20 protein-coding genes and 2 tRNA genes are annotated in these 18980 nt (G+C 70.7%); 6 read left to right on the plus strand and 16 right to left on the minus strand.

Features of this window, described 5'->3' with window-relative positions:
- Window positions 1–23 precede the first annotated feature (23 nt).
- Window positions 24–2096 carry a Stk1 family PASTA domain-containing Ser/Thr kinase gene (gene pknB, locus ACFWWU_RS02305; RefSeq protein WP_384137929.1) on the plus strand — a complete coding sequence of 691 codons (2073 nt, stop codon included), beginning with the start codon at window positions 24–26 and terminating at the stop codon, window positions 2094–2096.
- A gap of 92 nt (window positions 2097–2188) precedes the next feature.
- Here pknB and ACFWWU_RS02310 read toward each other — a convergent pair whose 3' ends face one another.
- From ACFWWU_RS02310 to ACFWWU_RS02335, 6 genes are all read right to left on the minus strand, one after another.
- Complete coding sequence (locus ACFWWU_RS02310; protein ID WP_384137931.1) at window positions 2189–2863, minus strand: class E sortase; 675 nt, start codon at window positions 2861–2863, stop codon at window positions 2189–2191.
- 37 nt (window positions 2864–2900) lie between these two features.
- Window positions 2901–4100 carry a class E sortase gene (locus ACFWWU_RS02315; RefSeq protein ID WP_384137933.1) on the minus strand — a complete coding sequence of 400 codons (1200 nt, stop codon included), beginning with the start codon at window positions 4098–4100 and terminating at the stop codon, window positions 2901–2903.
- Window positions 4097–4738 carry an aminodeoxychorismate/anthranilate synthase component II gene (locus ACFWWU_RS02320; RefSeq protein ID WP_384137935.1) on the minus strand — a complete coding sequence of 214 codons (642 nt, stop codon included), beginning with the start codon at window positions 4736–4738 and terminating at the stop codon, window positions 4097–4099. Before ACFWWU_RS02320 ends, ACFWWU_RS02315 begins: the two co-directional genes overlap by 4 nt.
- A complete protein-coding gene (locus tag ACFWWU_RS02325; RefSeq protein WP_384137937.1) occupies window positions 4735–4896 on the minus strand; it encodes a hypothetical protein in 162 nt (53 codons plus the stop codon). Before ACFWWU_RS02325 ends, ACFWWU_RS02320 begins: the two co-directional genes overlap by 4 nt.
- Window positions 4897–4960: 64 nt before the next feature.
- Entirely contained in the window at window positions 4961–5671 is a 711-nt protein-coding gene (locus ACFWWU_RS02330) for a class E sortase (RefSeq protein ID WP_384138425.1), read from the minus strand.
- Between the two features lie 34 nt (window positions 5672–5705).
- Window positions 5706–6473: a DUF881 domain-containing protein gene (locus ACFWWU_RS02335; RefSeq protein WP_384137938.1), complete on the minus strand. Its 768-nt coding sequence runs from the start codon at window positions 6471–6473 to the stop codon at window positions 5706–5708.
- A 140-nt stretch (window positions 6474–6613) separates the two neighbouring features.
- Here ACFWWU_RS02335 and crgA point away from each other — a divergent pair, with 140 nt between their 5' ends.
- Entirely contained in the window at window positions 6614–6868 is a 255-nt protein-coding gene (crgA, locus tag ACFWWU_RS02340) for a cell division protein CrgA (RefSeq protein WP_317597154.1), read from the plus strand.
- 315 nt (window positions 6869–7183) lie between these two features.
- Here crgA and ACFWWU_RS02345 read toward each other — a convergent pair whose 3' ends face one another.
- Window positions 7184–8050 (minus strand): rhomboid family intramembrane serine protease, encoded by an 867-nt coding sequence (locus tag ACFWWU_RS02345; protein WP_384137941.1) that lies wholly within the window; start codon window positions 8048–8050, stop codon window positions 7184–7186.
- A gap of 40 nt (window positions 8051–8090) precedes the next feature.
- Window positions 8091–8618: a peptidylprolyl isomerase gene (locus tag ACFWWU_RS02350; protein WP_384137942.1), complete on the minus strand. Its 528-nt coding sequence runs from the start codon at window positions 8616–8618 to the stop codon at window positions 8091–8093.
- A gap of 240 nt (window positions 8619–8858) precedes the next feature.
- Here ACFWWU_RS02350 and ACFWWU_RS02355 point away from each other — a divergent pair, with 240 nt between their 5' ends.
- Complete coding sequence (locus ACFWWU_RS02355) at window positions 8859–9611, plus strand: DUF5324 family protein (protein ID WP_384137943.1); 753 nt, start codon at window positions 8859–8861, stop codon at window positions 9609–9611.
- A gap of 165 nt (window positions 9612–9776) precedes the next feature.
- Here ACFWWU_RS02355 and ACFWWU_RS02360 read toward each other — a convergent pair whose 3' ends face one another.
- The 3 genes from ACFWWU_RS02360 to ACFWWU_RS02370 form a co-directional block, all read right to left on the minus strand.
- Window positions 9777–10166, minus strand: a complete 390-nt coding sequence (locus ACFWWU_RS02360; RefSeq protein ID WP_384137945.1) for a DUF6344 domain-containing protein — start codon at window positions 10164–10166, stop codon at window positions 9777–9779.
- A 173-nt stretch (window positions 10167–10339) separates the two neighbouring features.
- Window positions 10340–10825: an iron chaperone gene (locus ACFWWU_RS02365; RefSeq protein ID WP_384137947.1), complete on the minus strand. Its 486-nt coding sequence runs from the start codon at window positions 10823–10825 to the stop codon at window positions 10340–10342.
- 50 nt (window positions 10826–10875) lie between these two features.
- Window positions 10876–11334, minus strand: coding sequence for a carboxymuconolactone decarboxylase family protein (locus ACFWWU_RS02370; protein WP_384138428.1), 459 nt, complete (start codon window positions 11332–11334; stop codon window positions 10876–10878).
- 212 nt (window positions 11335–11546) lie between these two features.
- Here ACFWWU_RS02370 and ACFWWU_RS02375 point away from each other — a divergent pair, with 212 nt between their 5' ends.
- On the plus strand, window positions 11547–14072 hold the full coding sequence (locus ACFWWU_RS02375; protein WP_384137949.1) for a helix-turn-helix domain-containing protein: 2526 nt from the start codon (window positions 11547–11549) through the stop codon (window positions 14070–14072).
- 95 nt (window positions 14073–14167) lie between these two features.
- On the opposite strand, the gene ACFWWU_RS02380 is transcribed toward ACFWWU_RS02375, so the two are convergent.
- Window positions 14168–14240, minus strand: a tRNA-Ala gene (locus ACFWWU_RS02380).
- A 129-nt stretch (window positions 14241–14369) separates the two neighbouring features.
- Between ACFWWU_RS02380 and ACFWWU_RS02385 the strand changes: the two genes are divergently transcribed.
- Both ACFWWU_RS02385 and ACFWWU_RS02390 read left to right on the plus strand, forming a co-directional pair.
- Window positions 14370–14918 carry a DNA-binding protein gene (locus ACFWWU_RS02385; RefSeq protein ID WP_150268275.1) on the plus strand — a complete coding sequence of 183 codons (549 nt, stop codon included), beginning with the start codon at window positions 14370–14372 and terminating at the stop codon, window positions 14916–14918.
- A gap of 63 nt (window positions 14919–14981) precedes the next feature.
- Window positions 14982–16367 (plus strand): serine/threonine-protein kinase, encoded by a 1386-nt coding sequence (locus tag ACFWWU_RS02390; RefSeq protein ID WP_384137951.1) that lies wholly within the window; start codon window positions 14982–14984, stop codon window positions 16365–16367.
- Window positions 16368–16411: 44 nt separating this feature from the next.
- On the opposite strand, the gene ACFWWU_RS02395 is transcribed toward ACFWWU_RS02390, so the two are convergent.
- The 4 genes from ACFWWU_RS02395 to ACFWWU_RS02410 all read right to left on the minus strand — a co-directional run bounded on the left by ACFWWU_RS02395 (window position 16412) and on the right by ACFWWU_RS02410 (window position 18965).
- On the minus strand, window positions 16412–17644 hold the full coding sequence (locus ACFWWU_RS02395) for a hypothetical protein (RefSeq protein WP_384137953.1): 1233 nt from the start codon (window positions 17642–17644) through the stop codon (window positions 16412–16414).
- A 281-nt stretch (window positions 17645–17925) separates the two neighbouring features.
- Window positions 17926–18060 (minus strand): DLW-39 family protein, encoded by a 135-nt coding sequence (locus ACFWWU_RS02400; protein ID WP_003958712.1) that lies wholly within the window; start codon window positions 18058–18060, stop codon window positions 17926–17928.
- A gap of 147 nt (window positions 18061–18207) precedes the next feature.
- Window positions 18208–18281 (minus strand) — tRNA-Ile (locus ACFWWU_RS02405).
- A gap of 99 nt (window positions 18282–18380) precedes the next feature.
- Window positions 18381–18965: a DUF3566 domain-containing protein gene (locus ACFWWU_RS02410; RefSeq protein WP_384137954.1), complete on the minus strand. Its 585-nt coding sequence runs from the start codon at window positions 18963–18965 to the stop codon at window positions 18381–18383.
- Window positions 18966–18980: the final 15 nt, after the last annotated feature.

Here is an 18980-nt window from a genome sequence, read left to right on the forward strand (position 1 = left end):
AGACGGAGAGGGCTGGATTAGCTATGGAAGAGCCGCGTCGCCTCGGCGGCCGGTACGAGCTGGGCTCGGTGCTCGGCCGTGGTGGCATGGCCGAGGTGTACATCGCCCAGGACACCCGGCTCGGCCGCACCGTCGCCGTGAAGACGCTGCGGGCCGACCTGGCCCGCGATCCGTCCTTCCAGGCCCGGTTCCGCCGTGAGGCCCAGTCCGCCGCGTCGCTGAACCACCCGGCGATCGTCGCGGTCTACGACACCGGCGAGGACTACGTCGACCAGGTCTCCATCCCGTACATCGTGATGGAGTACGTCGACGGGTCGACCCTGCGCGAGCTGCTGCACTCCGGCCGCAAGCTGCTGCCCGAGCGCACGCTCGAGATGACGGTCGGCATCCTCCAGGCACTCGAGTACTCGCACCGCGCCGGCATCGTGCACCGCGACATCAAGCCGGCGAACGTCATGCTGACGCGCACCGGCCAGGTCAAGGTCATGGACTTCGGCATCGCGCGCGCCATGGGCGACGCGGGCATGACCATGACCCAGACCGCCGCTGTGATCGGCACCGCCCAGTACCTCTCCCCGGAGCAGGCCAAGGGCGAGCAGGTCGACGCCCGGTCCGACCTGTACTCCACGGGCTGCCTGCTGTACGAGCTCCTCACCGTCCGTCCGCCCTTCATCGGCGACTCGCCGGTCGCGGTCGCGTACCAGCACGTCCGTGAGGAGCCGCAGGCGCCGAGCAACTTCGACCCCGAGATCACGCCGTCGATGGACGCCATCGTCCTCAAGGCGCTGGTCAAGGACCCCGACTACCGCTACCAGTCGGCGGACGAGATGCGCGCGGACATCGAGGCCTGCCTCGACGGTCAGCCGGTCGCGGCCGCCGCGGCGATGGGCATGGGGATGGGCGGCGCGCCCGCGTACGGCGGGGGCTACGGCGGTTACGCGGAGGACCAGCCGACGACCGCCCTGCGCCAGGCCGACCCGGCCGGCCAGACGTCGATGATGCCCCCGATCAACGGCGACGACGGTGGCTACGGCTACGACGACCGTCCGGACCGTCGTCGTGGTGGTGGCCAGAAGAAGTCGAACACCTCGACGATCCTGCTGATTCTCGCGGGCATCCTGGTGCTCGTCGGCGCGATCTTCATCGGTGTCTCGCTGATGGACAAGAAGGAGGGGCCCCAGCAGGTCACGGTCCCCCAGCTCGTCGGTCAGCCGCTGAAGGCGGCGGAGGGTCTCGCGGCCAATGCCCAGGTGAAGGCGGTCCAGGCCGGCACCGAGCGCTGCGAGGAGCCCAAGGGCTCCGTCTGCCGCCAGGTCCCGGTCGCGGACAACGTCGCGAAGATGGACACCGGCAGCACGATCCAGGTGTACGTCTCCGAGGGCGCCCCCCTCGTAGAGGTCCCGGACGTCATCGAGCAGTCCCGGGAGCGCGCCGAGCAGACCCTGAAGGACAAGGGCTTCGAGGTCAAGGTCGACCAGGAGGAGTCCCAGGAAGACCCGGGCACGGTCCTGCGCACGAACCCGGACGCCGGCACCAAGGCGGAGAAGAACTCCGAGGTGACGATCACGGTCGCGAAGCAGATGCTGTCCGAGCTTCCCGACCAGAAGGGCCGGACCTACGAGCAGGCCGTCCAGCAGCTGAACGCGGTCGGCTTCACCAAGGTGACCCAGGAGGAAGTCGAATCCGACCAGCCCAAGGGCACGGTCGTCGACATGACCCCGCAGGGCGGCACGGACCAGCCGAAGGACGTCCAGATCACCCTGAAGGTCTCCAAGGGCCCGCAGGTGACACAGGTCCAGATCCCCGCGGACATCGGCGGCAAGCAGTTCAAGGACGTCAAGGCGCAGCTTGAGGCCTTGGGTCTCGTCGTCGTCCAGCAGGGCTCCGACAAGGAGGACGCCATGGTCCTCGGCTCGAACCCGCCCGCGGGTTCGATGATCAACACCGGCGAGACCGTCACGGTCACCTCCCTGGGCGGCACCGGCGGCGACCAGGGCGGCGACCAGGGTGGCAACCAGGGCGGAGACCAGGGCGGCAACCAGGGCGGGAACGAGGGCGGGAACGACAACAACGGCGGCGGCGGCTTCTTCGACTGACGGCCGCATCGGCACCCGTACCCGTACACATGACCGAGCCCCGGCATCCCAAGGATGCCGGGGCTCGGTCGTGGCCGGGACTCAGCCGAGCGTCAGCGCAGCTCCGCCGGCGGGGTGCGGTCGCGGTCGACCTTCTCCGTGCGTTCCAGTTCGCCCCAGACGATGTACCGGTAGTCCGAGGTGTACATCGGGGTGCAGGTCGTCAGCGTGATGTAGCGGCCCGGCTTGCTCACGCCGGATTCCTTCGGGACGGGCTGGAGGACGTCCACGTTGTACTTCGTGGTCTCCGGCAGCGTCTTGTAGACCTTGTAGACGTACCAGGTGTCCTTGGACTCGAAGACGATCGGGTCGCCGGTCTTCAGCTTGTGGATGTTGTGGAACTTCGCGCCGTGCCCGTCGCGGTGCGCGGCCAGCGTGAAGTTGCCCTTCTTGTCCTGCGGGAGGGCGGACTTCATCGGGTCGGTGTAGTAGCCGGCGACGCCGTTGTTCAGGATGCCGGGGGTGGTGCCCTGCTTGACCAGGACCTCGCCGTTCTTCATGGCCGGCACGTGCAGGAAGCCGATGCCGTCCTTGGTGTCGAGGGCGCCGGGGCCGTCGGCCCAGCGGTCGCGGACCTGGGCGCCGTCCTGGTCGGCCGCGCGGTCGGCGAGGACGTTGGTCCACCACAGCGAGTAGACGACGAAGAGTCCGAGCACCAGACCCGCTGTGATGAGGAGTTCGCCGAAGACGCTGATGATCCCGGCGATCCGGTTGCGCGCGCGTGCCACTAGGTCGTCCCGTCGTCCCGTCCGGAGGTGTGGGGTCTCAGCCTACGAGTGCCTCGGGCTTTCCCTCGCTGCGCGGGCGTTCCTCGACCAGCGTGCCCCAGACGATCATGCGGTACGTGCTCGTGAACTCGGGCGTGCACGTGGTCAGCGTGATGTACCGGCCGGGCTTGGTGAAGCCGGAGCCCTTCGGGACCGGGTCGATCACCGAGACGTTCGACGGCGCGGTCTGGGGCAGGATGCTCGCCATCGCGTAGGTGTAGTACGCGTCCTGGGTCTCGACGACGATCGGGTCACCGGGTTTGAGCTGGTTGACGTACCGGAACGGTTCGCCGTGCGTGTTGCGGTGTCCGGCCACGGCGAAGTTGCCCTGCTTGTCGGACGGCATGGCCGTCTTGAGCTTGCCGTCGGCGTAGTGGCCGACCATGCCCTTGTCCAGGACCTTGGTCTTGTTGATGCCCTCGGCGATGGGCACGACGACGTCGAGCTTGGGGATGTACATGATGGCGAAGCCCTCGCCGGGCTCGAAGGCCTCCGGCTTGCTGTCACCCTTCGCCCAGGTGTCCTCTATCTGTTCCTTGGCACGGTCGGTCTGCTGGCCGGCGCGGACGTTCGTCCACCACAGCTGGTAGGTGACGAAGAGCAGCATGACGACGCCGAAGGTGATGAAGAGTTCGCCGATGATCCGGCTGGCGACGACGCCGACGCTGTCCTTGGCAGCGCGGGCGGCGCGGCGGGCCTCGACACGGGAGAGGGGGCGGGATCCGGTCGCCGTTCCCGCGGTGTCGGTGGGGGTGCTGCCGCGACCCTTGCCTCTGCCGCCTTTGGCCGCGCGGCGCCGCTCGGCCCGGCCGGGCCCTGGAGGCGTCTCCACGGCCCGCAGGGCCACCGTCTCGTCTCGTGGGGCGGGTGGGGCCTGTGAGGGCTCCTCCGGCGCGTACGACGCGTACGCGGGCTCACGCGAGGCCGCGTCATACGTCGGCTCGTGCGGCGCCTCGTAGGCGGGCTGCGGCTCGTAAGGCGGCCGGGAGTCGTACGGAGCCTCGTACACGGGGGCGGCCTGGGCCTCGTACGCGGGAACAGCCGGAGCCTCGTACACGGGGGCACCCGGAGCCTCGTACACGGGCTCGTACCCCGTCGGCTCGTAGGGGAGTTGCTCCCCCTGCCCGTACGGGTCCACGGGTATCGGCTCGGGCCCCGGGTCTCCCGCGTCCCGGAACCACGGCGAGCCCGTCGTCACGCGACGGCCTTGCCCACCACCGGCGCGAGCCCCGCCGACCGGGCGACGGCCCCCTTGTCGCCGCACAGCTCCAGCCAGTTGGCGAGCATCAGGTGGCCGTGCTCGGTGAGGACCGACTCGGGGTGGAACTGGACCCCTTCGACGGGCAGTTCACGGTGGCGCAGCCCCATGATGATGCCGTCCTCGGTCCGCGCGGTGACCTCCAGCTCGGCCGGGAGGGTGGCGGGCTCGGCGGCCAGCGAGTGGTAGCGGGTCGCCGTGAAGGGCGAGGGGAGACCTGCGAAGACGCCCGCCCCCTCGTGCGTGACGAGGGAGGTCTTGCCGTGCAGCAGCTCGGGCGCGCGGCCGACGACGCCGCCGTACGCCACGGCCATCGACTGCATGCCGAGGCAGACGCCGAAGACGGGCACGCCGGTGTCGGCGCAGTGCCGGACCATGTCGATGCAGATCCCGGCCTGCTCGGGCGCACCGGGCCCGGGCGACAGAAGGACGCCGTCGAAGCCGCCCCCCGGTACGTGGCTCAGCTCGACCTCGTCGTTGCGGAGGACCTCGCACTCGGCACCGAGCTGGTAGAGGTACTGAACGAGGTTGAAGACGAAGCTGTCGTAGTTGTCGACGACGAGAATGCGCGCGCTCACTGGCCGTCCACCGTCACATCGTTGAACGGAAGCAGGGGCTCCGCCCAGGGGAACACGTACTGGAAGAGGGCGTAGACCACCGCGAGTACCAGCACGATCGAGATCAGTGCCCGCACCCACGCGTTGCCCGGCAGTTGCCTCCAGATCCAGCCGTACATGACGTCGACCGCCCCTTCCGTTCGTTACGGGGACCAGAGTACGGGGCGAGGGGGCCGTGGGGGGTCAGCTGTCCAAAGCCTGTGGACGACCGTCGGTCACCGGCTGCGTGGCGTCGAGGTGCGCCCAGACGATCAGCCGGTGGCTGCTGCCCCACTCGGGCTCGCAGGTGGTGAGGGTGAGGTAGCGGCCGGGCCCGGCGTAGCCGGCCGCGTTCTTCTTGAGGGGCTTCGGTACGGGGGCGACGACCCCGACGTCGGTGGGCAGCGTCCTGTGGGGGCCGCTGTCGATCCGGTACGTGAACCAGGTCGTCCCGTCGGTGAGGACGACCGCGTCGCCGGGGCGCAGCCGCGGGAAGTCCTTGAAGGGGTCCCCGTACGTGCGGCGATGGCCGGCGACGGCGAAGTTCCCGGTCGCGCCGAGGCGGGCGGTCGCCGCGTAGTGCCCGAGGCCCTTCTTCAGGACGCCCGGGCCGGTGCCTTCGAGGACGGGCCACTTCCAGTCCTTGCCGAGCCGGGGGACGTACATGACGGCGATCCCGTTGCCGGGGGCGTAGGGGCGCGTCTTGGGGGCGTGCGGGGACGAAGGCGCCGGCGCGGGGAGCGGCGGTGGCGCGACCGGGCCGGCCGCCCACTCGCGCTGGAGGGTGTCGATCTGGCCGGCGCTCGCGCTCTCGGCCTGGACGCCGGTCCAGTACAGGACGTACACGACGAAGAGGACGATCAGGGTGCCGACGGTCAGGCACAGCTCGCTGAAGGTCCGCACGACGAGACGCAAGCCGCCCACGCGCCCCTCCCCGCAGTCCCTCCGGTCAGCTCACCGGCTTCGCGTAGTGGAGGTCCACTGTGCCCGAGTAGCCGGGCAGAGTCACCGCCTTGCGGTCGTCGACTTTCCAGCCGAGCCCGTACGCCTTGACGTACAGCTGGTAGTTCTGGAGGGCCGGCGACTCGGTGAGCGCCTTGTTCAGCTTCCCGCGGTCGCCGACTGCCGTGATCTTGTACGGGGGCGAGTAGACGCGGCCCTGGAGGATCAGGGTGTTGCCGACGCAGCGCACGGCGCTGGTGGAGATGAGCCGCTGGTCCATCACGCGGATGCCCTCGGCGCCGCCCTGCCACAGGGCGTTGACGACGGCCTGGAGGTCCTGCTGGTGGATGACGAGGTCGTTGGCCTGCGGCTCGGGGTAGCCCGGGGCCGCCTGGGCGTTGGGCGGGGCGTCGTCGAGGGTGACGGTGAGGCCGGAGCCGGAGACCTCCTTGGTCCCCGCGGTCGCTTCGAGGGCGTCGAGCTTCGCGTCCTCCGCACGGGTGGAACCGTCGTCGCGGGCGGCGAGGCCGTCGACCTGGGAGCGGAGGGCGGCGGTGGACTCGTCGAGCCCGGCGTTCTTGTGGCTGCGTTCCTCGATCAGGTCGGAGAGCCTGAGCAGCGAGGCGTCCGTGCGGATGTTGGTGCCCTTGGCGGTGTTGAAACTCGTGACGAAGATCAGTCCGGCGAGGGCGAAGACGGCAAGGGTGAGCACCCGGACGGGGCGCCACCTCGTGGTGCGGCCCGGCCCTGTGGGAGTGTCGGCGGAATTGCTCAACGTACCCTGATCCCCTTCGGTGCCGCGGAACCACTACGCTAACGGACGCCCGGGGGACGCAGTCTTCCTCCTACGTCACATCCCGGCGCCAGCCACAGTTCCCTGCGCGGTCACGCAGCGCATCGACAGGAGAGTCCCTCGTGCCGAAGTCACGTATCCGCAAGAAGGCCGACTTCACGCCTACGCCCGCCAAGCAGGCCACCAACATCAAGCTGACGAACCACAGCTGGGTGGCCCCTGTGATGCTGGCGTTGTTCGCCATCGGGCTGGTGTGGATCGTGGTCTTCTACGTCACCGACGGTTCGATGCCGATCGAGGCGATCCGCAACTGGAATATCGTGGTGGGCTTCGGCTTCATCGCGGCGGGCTTCGGCGTCTCCACGCAGTGGAAGTAGCGCAGTAGCCCGCGAAGTATCGGCTGGACCGGCGGCTCGTCAAGCTCTCCCCTGAACTTATCCACAGCGTTGTACACAGCACTGGATAACTTACGAAGATCTGTGGATAACTTGGACGAGGTTGACGCCGGTATGACCGCTTCGTGAGTGCGATCACCTGCCGTGGAACAGCACGCACCCCTCGCCTCCCTGAGAGAAACACCAGGTCAGAGGCGAGGGGTGCAGCCTTTCCCCACGGTGCGGGGACGAGCCGCCACACACTGTGGATAACTCTGGGGAAAGCTCGGAATAAAGCTCGTCCACAGCCCCCAGCGCTCAGGTGAGCGCAGCGGATCGGGCGAGTACCAGCCCCACGTCGAGCAGGAGCACCAGTCCACAGGCCCCGTACTGCACGAGGTCCCTGCGCGCCCTCGGCGCGTGCACCAGCACGTACGTCACGAGGACGCCCGCGACGAGACCGCCGACGTGGGCCTCCCAGGAGATTCCCGGACGGGTGAAGGTCATGAGCAGCGACAGCGTCACGAAGAGGACCACCGGCCGCATGTCGTGCCGCTTGCGGCGGGCCAGCACGACCCAGGCGCCGATCAGGCCGTAGACGACGCCGGAGGCGCCCAACGAGGGCTGGTTCTGCGCGGCAACGAGATAGGCGAGCACGGAGCCGGAGAGCCCGGAGAGCAGGCACAGGGCCGCGTACCGGATCCGGCCGAGCTCGGGTTCGACGATCCCGCCGATCACCCACAGGCCCAGCACGTTGAAGAGGATGTGCCAGACCTCCTGGTGGAGGACGGTCGAGGTCAGCAGCCGGTACCACTCGCCGTCCGCGACCCCGACCACCTCGCCGAGGGCCGGCGTGTAGGCGTAGCCGATGAGCACGAGCTCGTCGACGAACCGGTCCCCGAACGCCAGCACCATGAGGTAGACCGCGAGGTTGATCCCGATCAGGATCTTGGTGACCAGACGGTCGTCGGCCGCCACCCGGCCGCCCGCGAGCGTCCGGGGCTGGTTGGCGTCGGCGGCGTGGCCGGTTCCCGAACCGTTGCGCACACAGTCCGGGCACTGGAAACCGACCGAGGCGGAGATCATGCACTGCGGGCAGATGGGCTTGTCGCAGCGGGCGCAGCGGATGCCGGTCTCGGCCTCCGGGTGGCGGTAGCAGCGGGGCAGACCGGACTGCGGGTCCATGGGAGGTTCCTTCCCTTGCGTCCCTTCCGTCACTTCCGCCTCAGCGCTTCTCGATCACCACGGAGTCGATCACGACGTCCTGGAGCGGGCGCTCGGTGTGGGGGTCGGTCGCGACCGACACGATCGCGTCCACGACCTTCCGGCTCTCCTGGCTCGCGACCTCGCCGAAGATGGTGTGCTTGCGGTTCAGCCAGGTCGCGGCGCCGACCGTGACGAAGAACTGCGAGCCGTTGGTGCCCGGGCCGGCGTTGGCCATGGCCAGCAGGTACGGACGGTCGAAGAAGAGCTCCGGGTGGAACTCGTCGGCGAACTCGTACCCCGGTCCGCCCGTGCCGTTCCCCAGCGGGTCGCCGCCCTGGATCATGAAGCCCTTGATGACCCGGTGGAAGACCGTGCCGTCGTAGAGCGGATCCGAGGAGACCTTGCCGGTGACGGGATGCGTCCACTCGCGCTCGCCGGAGGCGAGTTCGACGAAGTTGCGCACCGTCTTCGGGGCGTGGAACGGCATCAGCCGGACCTCGATGTCACCCAGGCTGGTCTTGAGGATCGCGTACAGCTGCTCGGCCACGGTCGCCTTCCGTCCACGTCGTGTCGTATCGCGTCATGTCTGTCTCTGGCGTGACCGATCCTCGCATGCTCTGGATCACCGCCCACATGCCTTGGACCACCGCTCCGCGTGCCCCGGACCACTGCCCCGCATACCCCGGATGCCCGCCCCGCATGCCGGACCCCGATCCGACGGGCATGATTCCGAAAAGGATGGAAAGGTGAAAAACCGAGATCGTCGCCACCGAGGAGGAGGAATCCCGTGACCCGCATGGACAGCGTGCGCGCCGCGTCAGATTCGGCGAAGGAGAGCGTCCTGCACGCCGCGGAAGTGGTGGCGCCGTACGCCGGAACGGCCAGGGACCAGGCCACGCACTACGCGCACGAGGCGCGGGTGCGGATCGCGCCGAAGGTCTCGAAGGCCACACGACAGGCCCGAGCACAGACGCGTGCGCAGTACGTCGCGTACGTCGCACCGCACGTACCGCCGCGGGTCGACGCGGCCGCGCATCGCGCGGCGGTCATGACCCGCTCGGCCGCCCGCCAGGCGACCGACTACACCGTTCCGCGTGTCGAGCACGCGGTCGCCGCGACCGGTCCCGTCCTTGAGGAGGCCGGGTCGCGTTCCACCGCCGCCTGGGCCGCGCTGCGCGGGCAGGTGACGCCGAAGGAAATTCAGAAGATCATCAAGAAGCACGAGCGGCGGGCCAGGGCCGGACGCCTCGCCAAGGGACTCGTGGTCCTCGGCTTGGTGGCCGGCGGCGTCTTCGCCGCCTGGAAGTGGTGGGACAAGCAGGCCAATCCCGACTGGCTGGTCGAGCCGCCCGCTCCTACGGAGGTGGGTGAGGGGTCCACGCTGTCGTCCGTCGACGGCAGTAACGGATTCATCGATCCGGAGGTGCAGTTCAAGGAGACCGAGGCCGAGATCGAGGCTGATGCCGAGATCGAGGCGGAGGCTGAGGCCGAAGCCGAAGCCGAGGCTGAGGCCGATGCGGAGCGCGACGAACGTCGCTGACCGCTGCGGTCCGGTCGGTCCGGAGGATCCAGTCGATCCAGTCGGTCCGGAGGGTCCGGTCGGTCCGTGGGAAGAAGGTCTGAGGGTCTTGCTCTGAGGATCTCGTTCTGAGGATCTCGCGGTTCCACAGGCGCGGGGAGTACGCGTACGTCTGCTCCCCGCGTCCTACGCGCCCGCCGCCGTCGCCGTCGCGGCGAGCGCCGTCTCGGTCAGCACGGCCGGGTCGCTCTCGGCCGCTCCACCCGCGTGGCGGTGGCGTACGGAGGGGGAGGAGCCGTGGGCCTCGGCGCCGATGCGCTGCTTGATGGTGGGCGGCAGGGAACGGTCACCGGCGAGCGGCCACCGATGCGTCCGCTGTGCCGGTACGGAGACGAGGGCGCGCTCCCCGGCGGCGGGGACCGCGGCGGAAGAGGCAGAGCCGACGGGCTCCTCGGGCTGCTGCACGGCGGGCTGCTGGGCCGCGGTGGCGGTGCTCGCCAGGCCGACGGAGGCGAGCAGGGCGAAGAGGACGGAGATGAAGGCGGTCCAGAACTGCTTGACCTTGGCGGTGGCCATGATCCCTCACTTTCGTGACGTTCTCGGATGGTTCATTTCGGGTTGCGCGCTTTACGTACTTTCCACATGATGTGGATGCGACCCGAGATTCCCGCGGAACGACGCCGCCGCCGCGCAGTTCTTCCGATGAACACCACCCGTACGGATCAGTGGCCGCCTCCCGGCCCCGGCGGCTAGCTCACCGCCTTCCTCACCAGCTCGGCGATCCGCGCCTCGTCGGCGGCGGTCAGCTCCTTCAGGGCGTAGGCGGAGGGCCACATCGTGCCGTCGTCGAGGTTCGCCACGTCGTTGAAGCCGAAGGTCGCGTACCGCGCGTTGAACTTCTGCGCGCTCTGGAAGAAGCAGACGACCTTGCCGTCCTTGGCGTAGGCGGGCATCCCGTACCAGAGCTTCGGCGCGAGCTCAGGGGCGCTCTCCTTCACCACGGCGTGGACGCGCTCGGCCATGGCCCGGTCCGAGGCCTCCATCTCGGCGATCTTCGCGACCACGGCCGCTTCTTCCTCCGCCGCCTTGTCGGCGCGCGATCCGCGGCGCGCGGACGCCTTCACCTCCTTGGCGCGCTCCTTCATCGCGCTCCGCTCCTCCGCCGTGAACCCCTCGGCCTTCGTCTTCGTCTCGGCCGCGGCGGTCTTCTCGGCGGGCTTCTGCGTGTTCGTCATGGCGGGCTTCCTTGCTCTCGTACGGGATACGGATACGGATACGAATGCGGCTACGGGCGGTGCGCGCCGGCGATCTGCCGGGTCGTGGCGTTGAGCCGGTTGAACAGGTTGGTGACGCCGACCATGAGGATGATCGCGGCGAGCCGCTTCTCGTCGTAGTAGGTGGCGGCCGTGTCCCAGACTTCGTCGGTGACCGCGTCGGGCCGGTCGGCCAGCCGCGTCGCGGCCTCGGCGAGCCCGAGGGCCGCCCGCTCCGCCGCGGTGAAGTACGGGGCCTCGCGCCAGGCGGCGACCGCGGCCAGCCGCTCGTCGCTCACGCCGGCCGCACGGGCCGTCCTGGCGCCGCCGTCGACGCAGGCGGCGCAGCCGTTGATCTGGCTGATCCGCAGGTGGATCAGCTCCAGCGTCTGCCCGTCCACGCCTCCGGAGCGCACGGCGTCGAGGAGCTCCTGGACGGGCCGCGTCGCGGCGGGCAGCACGGCGACGGGGTTCCGCATACGGGACCGCAGTTCGCTCCGCACCTCTTCACCTCTTCCGGGTCGGTGCCCCGTTCCCTCGGGGCGTGACTCCATGACAGCCCGTTCCGCCTGCCGCCACCATCGCCGTGGGACACCGTGGGACAGGTGAAACAGCCTTGACCTGCGGTGAGTTGGCTCGGGAGACTTCGCCCCGCGCGGGACGGGATCACAGCACCACAGCGGGACACGAAGACGGGGGAACCATGGACGCACGACCGACCGACTCACACGCGAGAGCCTCGGACGCGAGAGCCGCGTACGCGAGAGCCGCGGAGGCCGACCCTCAGGAGGAGCTGGCCGCCCGGCTGCGCCTGCTCCACGAGCTGTCCGGGCTCGGCGTACGGGCCCTCGCGCGGGACACCGGCCTCAGCTCCTCGTCGCTCTCGCGCTACCTCAACGGCCGGACCGTGCCGCCCTGGCCCGCGGTCGTCGCCCTGTGCCGTCTGGTGAAGCGGGACCCCCGCCCCCTGCGACCCCTGTGGGAGCGGACCTCGAACCCCCTGCCCGCGCCCCCGAAGAGCAGCCGGCAGATCCGGCCGCTGCCCCGCAACGACCTGCCGCGCGACGTGCCCGACTTCACGGGGCGCGAGGAGCGGCTCTCCGCCGTGTTCGCCGCTGTCGAAAGCCACCGGGCGGTCTCCGTCGACGGCATGGCGGGCGTGGGCAAGACCTGTCTCGCGGTGCACGCCGCGCACCGCCTCGCCGCCGATTTCCCGGACGCCCAGCTCTATGTGGACCTGCACGGCTTCACCGAGGGCCGGCCGCCGCTCGACCCCGACTCCGCGCTGCGGATGCTGCTCGCCGCGCTCGACGTCCCCTCCGAGAGGGTCCCGCGCGAGGGCGTCGAGGAGCTGGCCGCCTGCTGGCGGTCGGAGCTGGCGCGCCGCCGGGTCGTCGTGGTCCTCGACAACGCCGCCGACGCCGACCAGGTCCGCCCGCTGCTGCCCGGCGCCGGGCCCTCCGTCGCCCTGATCACGAGCCGCAACCGCCTCCTCGGCCTGGACGAGGTGCCTCCGGTCTCGCTCGACGTGCTGAGCCCGGCGGAGAGCGCGGAGCTGCTGGCCCGCGCCAGCGGCGACGCCGGCGGCCCCGACAGCAGGCTCGCGCGCGATCCGGAGTCCGCCGCCGAGGTGCTGCGGCTGTGCGGCCGGCTGCCGCTCGCCCTGCGGCTGGCCGCGGCGCGGCTGCGGCACCGGCCGGGCTGGACCGTGGGCATCCTCGTCGAGCGGATGTCGGAGGGCGTGAGCGAGGGCGCGAGCGAGTTCGACGCCGAGTTCGGTGCGGCGTTCGCCATGTCGGTACGGCAGCTCGACCGCGCCCGGGCCCGGCTGTTCCGGCTGCTCGGCCTGCTGCCGGGCGAATCGTTCGACGCGTACGTGGTGGCGGCGCTGGCCGACCTGCCGCTGCGCGAGGCGCGGGCGTCCCTTGAGGACCTGGTGGACGCGCACCTCGTCCAGGAGCCGACGCCGGGCCGCTACCGGCTGCACGACCTGGTGCACCAGCACGCGCGCCGGGCCGTGGCGGAGCAGGACGCGGCACCCGAGCGGGAGCGTGCCCTGCACCGCGTACTCGACTACTACGTCCACGCGACGGCGGCGGCCGACGCCGCGATGCCGTACCTGGCGCCCGGCCGCCCCGCCTCCGCCGGCGTGCCGCCGGCCGAGCTGCCCCGGTTCGCCGACAAGAACGCGGCCTTCATCTGGCTCGTCACGGAGTACGGGAACCTCCTGGCCGCCTTCGAGACGGCCGCCGCCGTCGGCGCCGACACGCACGTCTGCGAGCTGCCGCGTTTCCTGCGGGCGTACTTCGCCCGCCGCTGCGGCACATCCCACCTCAACTACCTCTTCGAGCGGTCGCTGGCCGCCGCCGAGCGCCTGGGGGATCCGCTGCAACTGGCCGAGGCGCACAGCGACCTGGGCTTCGCGCGCTACAACGCGGGGCGGATGGCGGAGGCCACCGCCTCGTACGAGGCGGCCGGAGTCGAGGCGGTCCGCGCGGGGGACACCCGGGCGGAGGCCGAACTGGCCCTGCGCCGGGGCTACCTGAGCTGGGACGCGGGACACGTCGAGGAGCCGCTCGACCTCTTCCGGCTGGCGGGGAAGCTGTACGAGCAGGCCGGCAGCCCGACGGGTGCGGCCCACGCGGCCGCGTCGGAGGCCTGGGCGATGCTCCAGCTGGGCCACCGGGAGGAGGCGGAGCGGCGGGCCCGGGAGGTGCTGGGCATCCCCCACACGGACCCCACCTGGCCGCCCGCGCTGACCGCCCGGATCACCCTGGGCGTGGCCGTCGCGCCCGAGCGGCCCGAGGAGGCCGTGGAGCACCTGGGGCGGGCGCTGGCGGTGGCCCGTGACGACGGGCACCTCCACAACCAGGCGTGGTGCCTCAACTGCCGGGGCGTCGCGCTGCGGCAGATGGGGCGGTACGAGGAGGCTCTGGCCAGTCACCGGGAGGCGTTCGCGCTGCTCGACGAGGTCTTCGAGGAGCACTGGAAGATCCACTTCCTGGACGGTTACGCCGAGACCTGCCGGCTCGCGGGCCTCCCCGACGAGGCCCTGCGACTGCACCGGCAGGCCCTGGAGCTGGCCCCGAGGCTGGGCAACCGGCACGCGGAGGCGCTGGCCCACGAGGGGATCGCGGTCGTGCTCGACGCGGCGGACCCGGCCGGGGCGGCCGAGCACCGGGCGGCGGCCCGGGCGGTCCTGCGGGAGCTCGCCCCCGACGCGTACTGACCGACCCGGAAGACGGAAGAAAAAAGAAAGCAGCCATAAAAGGACAAAAAGCACCCCCCTGATCGCGTTTCCGCAGATCAAGGGGGTGCATCCAGTGGAGCCTAGGGGAGTCGAACCCCTGACATCTGCCATGCAAAGACAGCGCTCTACCAACTGAGCTAAGGCCCCGGAACGAGAACAGCGTACCGGGTCTCCCCCCATGTCCGGCAAAAGGATAGGGACTCCCGGTCCACGACCACTCTCCGTAAGATGCTGATCGAGGTTCGCAGTGGCGAACCTAAGGGATGGGGAGAAGTAATGGACGCAGCGCAGCAGGAAGCCACGGCAAGAGCCAGAGAGCTTCAGCGCAGTTGGTACGGGGAGCCGCTGGGGGCGCTCTTCCGTCGGCTGATCGATGATCTCGGGCTCAATCAGGCCAGGCTCGCGGCCGTGCTCGGGCTGTCCGCGCCCATGCTGTCCCAGCTGATGAGCGGCCAGCGGGCGAAGATCGGTAACCCGGCCGTCGTCCAGCGCGTCCAGGCTCTCCAGGAGCTCGCCGTCCAGGTCGCCGACGGCAGCGTCAGCGCCGCCGAGGCCACCGACCGGATGGACGAGGTCAAGAAGTCGCAGGGCGGCTCCGTCCTCACCAGCACGGCCCAAACGGCCACCGGCTCCGGCGCACCGACCGTGCGCCGCGTGGTCCGCGAGATCCAGTCCCTGCTGCGGTCCGTGGCGGCCGCGGGCGACATCATCGACGCGGCCGACTCCCTCGCCCCGGCGCACCCGGAACTGGCAGAGTTCCTCCGGGTGTACGGCGCGGGGCGCACCGCGGACGCGGTCGCGCACTACGAGTCGCACCAGAACTGACGCGGGACCGGCGCTCGGCCGGTTCCGGGGAGACACGACACGACGGGGAGCGGGCGCAGCGCGATGGGTGAGGTCTTCGCTGGTCGGTACGAGCTGATCGACCCGATCGGACGGGGCGGGGCGGGCGCGGTGTGGCGCGCCTGGGACCACCGGCGGCGCCGGTACGTGGCGGCCAAGGTGCTCCAGCAGAGCGACGCCCACACGCTGCTCCGCTTCGTCCGCGAGCAGGCGACGCGGATCGACCATCCGCACGTCCTCGCCCCGGCCAGCTGGGCCGCCGACGACGACAAGGTCCTCTTCACCATGGACCTGGTCGCCGGCGGTTCGCTGGCGCACGTCGTCGGGGACTACGGCCCGCTGCCGCCCCGCTTCGTCTGCACCCTGCTCGACCAGCTCCTCTCGGGTCTGGCCACGGTGCACGCCGAGGGTGTCGTCCACCGGGACATCAAGCCCGCCAACATCCTTCTGGACGTCACCGGAACCGGGCGGCCGCACCTGCGGCTGTCCGATTTCGGCATCTCCATGCGCAAGGGTGAGCCCCGGCTCACCGAGACCAACTACGTGGTGGGCACGCCCGGTTACTTCGCGCCCGAGCAACTCCTCGGCGCCGAGCCGGACTTCACCGCCGACCTGTTCGCCGTCGGCCTGGTCGCGCTCTATCTGCTCCAGGGCCGCAGCCCGGACTCCCAGGCCCTGGTCACCCACTTCCTCACGTACGGCACTCCGAGCGCCCCCGAGGGCATTCCGGAACCGCTGTGGCAGGTGCTCGCCGGGCTGCTCCAGCCCGATCCGCAGGCCCGCTTCCGGACGGCCACGGGCGTGCGCAAGGCGCTGGACGCCGCCGCCGAGATGCTGCCCGAGCCGCGTCCCGACGAGCCGCCGGTCGAGATCTTCGACCAGATCGGCCCGCTTCCGGCCGGCTTCGGCCCCCTGGGCCCGACAGGCCCCGCGGCTCCCCCCGGACCGGCTCCCACCGGACCGGCGGCCACCGGCCCGCACGGCGCCGCGACCGTCACCGACGCCGTACCGACGCCGCCCGGCGTGCCACCCACCGGGCCCACCGCGCCCGTACCGCCCCAGCAGCACCCCCCACAGCCCCAGTACCAGTACCAGTACCAGCAGCCCGTGTCGGCAGCCCCGGCGCACGCGCCGATGGCGAACCCCTCCGAGACGGGCAGCTTCCACCTGCCCCCGCCGGTCACACACCCGACCCCCTCCTTCGACCAGGCCCCCACGGCCGGGGCGCCGTATGGACAGCCCTCTACTCATCCATACACCGCTCACCCCGTTCAGGTTCCCGATCACCGCATCGCACCGGCGCACCACCCGGCACCCGCGCATCCGGCCCCCGTACGCCGACCGGGACCGCCCCCGAAGGTGACGGTCCCGGTCCTGCTGCTCGCCCTGGTCTGCCTGGCGGTCGGCTTCTGGGCCCTCGCCCAGACCTGAGCCGCCGAGCGGCCCCCAGGGGCCTACGCGGCTCCACAACCGCCCTACGCCGCCTGCCGCCGCGCCACCAGCGTCCACGCGCCGAGCCCGAGCAGCAGCACGCTCCCGGTGCCGATCCCGGCCACCGCGACGACCCGCATGGCCGCGTTCTCCTCGGCCGCCGCCGCTCCGCTCGCACCGTTCGCCGCCGCCTCCTTGTCGTCGGCGGTCACCGCGAACGGACCCGGGTCCCCGTCGTACCCGGGTCCGGACTTCGCGTTCCCCGTGACGGTCACGCGCAGCGTCAGCGGCACGGGCGTGTCCCCGTACTCCTCGGCGATCGCCGGGCTGAGCGTGGCCGACAGGTAGTACCAGCCGGCGAACCGCATGCCGTTCGTGGCGTCGTTGTACGAGGAGCGGTTCTCGTGCGCCACCGGCCGCTGCGGGCCGAGCGCCAGCGTCGCGGGCTTCCCGTCGTAGCTTCCGCTGTTCTCGTCGACGTGGCCGAGCGCCGGGTTGTCGAGGGAGAGCACCAGCGCGTTCCCGACGTACTCGTCCCCGGCGGCGCTGCTGCCGAGCTCCGCGGTGGCGAAGAGCTGCTGCCCCCAGTCGACGGGCACCCGGAAGAAGAGCGTCTGGCCGGGCCGGATGTCGGACCGCCACTCGCCCTGCGTCAGCGAGACGGCGTCGTGGAAGCCGGCGCCGCCCTGCCGCTTCTGCGGACCGCCCGTCGGCGGCGGGGGCGTGGCGGAGGACCAGGCCTCGGGGAGCTCGGTCGGGCCGGCCTTCTTCAGGCCCGGCTCGGACAGGTGCCGGATCTCCAGCTCCCAGTCGTCCGGGGCCGAGGTCGCCTTCGAGGTGCGCTCGACGAGCACATAGAAGGCGCCCGCCTTCTGGCAGGTGGAGCTGTCCGGGTCGACGATGCGGCGGGCGTACCCGGCGAGCGGCCGTGCGTACTCGGCCGAGGAGAACGACACCTGCTGGTACCCGCAGTCGGTGCCGGAGCCGTCCTGCATGCTCACCTTGAAGCCGTCGCCGTACTCGACCTTGCCCCCGGGCTTCGGCACGGCGACCACGGAGACGTAGCTGTTGAGCTTGTCGTCGAGGTCGACGCGGTAGTAGATCTTGCCGTCCTTCTTGAGCGTGTCCCGGTAGGTCTGCCCGGGCATCAGCTGCGCCGCGTCCGAACTCGAAGCGGCACCCTTGACCCGCTGGGCCGCGCCGTCGAAGGCGTACGGCGGGAGCGCGCCGTCGTCGGCGGCCCGTGCCTGGCCCGGCAGCGCCGTCACCGCGCCCACTGCCACGACCGTCGCGATCAGGGCCCCGGTCCCCCGCCCGAAGCGTGCAAGACGTCCAAGCCCTCCACGGCCTCCACGGTCTCCGAGGCGTCCAGGGTCTCCGAGACGTCCGAGGCGACCCTGGCGTCCAAGGCGGACCTGGCGTCCGATGCGTCCGATGCCGGCCTGCGTCTCCACGCGCTTCTCCCCTTTACTCAAGCAAGCCATTTGTTCGCTCAGGCAAAGCAAAGCCCCGGCCCGCTCACGCGCGGCCGGGGCTCTACCCACAGACGGTTTTCGTCTCAGACACCCGAACCTGCGGGCACGGAGTCGGTCGCCTCCGTCCACAGATCCTGCTCGGCGCGATCCGCCTGGATCTGGCGGTACACGAGGAGCCCGCCGATGGCGGCCAGTGCGACCAGGAGAAGCTTCTTCACCGCGCGACCTCGTCTTTCGTTGACGTAGGAGACTTCTGACGCCCACTCTACACATCGACCGATACCGATCGGTGACCTGTGCGGACTTCAAACCTGCCACAAACAAATCGACCCGGACGGATGAACCGTCCGGGTCGATCTGAACTGTGGGGCTAACAGGATTTGAACCTGTGGCCTCATCCTTATCAGGGATGCGCTCTAACCAACTGAGCTATAGCCCCGCCGCGCTCTGCGGTGTGTGTCCCGCGCGCTGACTCCTGAAGATTAGCGCACGTGGGGGCCAGTCCCAAAATCCGTTCCCCGGGTCGGCCCCACACGTCCTACTCGTCTTCGGCGAGCGTGAGCTCCACACCGCCGACGAAGCCGGCCGACAGGTTGTAGATGAACGCGCCCAGCGTCGCCAGGGCGGTCATCAGGACCACGTCGATCACGGCGATCACCGAGGTGAACATCAGAACCCGCGGCAGCGAAAGGAACGACTGCAGGTCGAAGCCGTTGGACTCGTTCGAGCCCGTGGCCTCGCTGATCGTGCCGCCGACCGTCGAGAAGACGCCCATGGCGTCCATGACCATCCACAGCACCGCGGCGGCGACGATCGTGCAGATGCCCAGCGCGATGGAGAGCAGGAAGCTCACCTTCATCACCGACCACGGATCGGCCTTCGCCACCCGCAGCCGCGCCTTGCGCGTACGGGGCGTGGTGCGCGCCCCCGTACGCGGCCGGCGCACGGCACCGGCGCCCGTCTGGCCGCCCAATGTCCCGCCCACCGTGCCGCCCGGCGCCGGAGCACCGTACGCCTGCGGCGGGTGGTACGGGCCGCCCGGCTGCTGCGCACCCGCGCGCTCGCCGGGCAGAGGCCCGCTATAGGTCTCGTACGAGGGCTGCTGCCCCCGGGTATCCGTCACCGCAACCCCCTGGGA

It is taken from the genome of Streptomyces sp. NPDC058650, from assembly GCF_042717315.1.
Classification (GTDB): domain Bacteria; phylum Actinomycetota; class Actinomycetes; order Streptomycetales; family Streptomycetaceae; genus Streptomyces.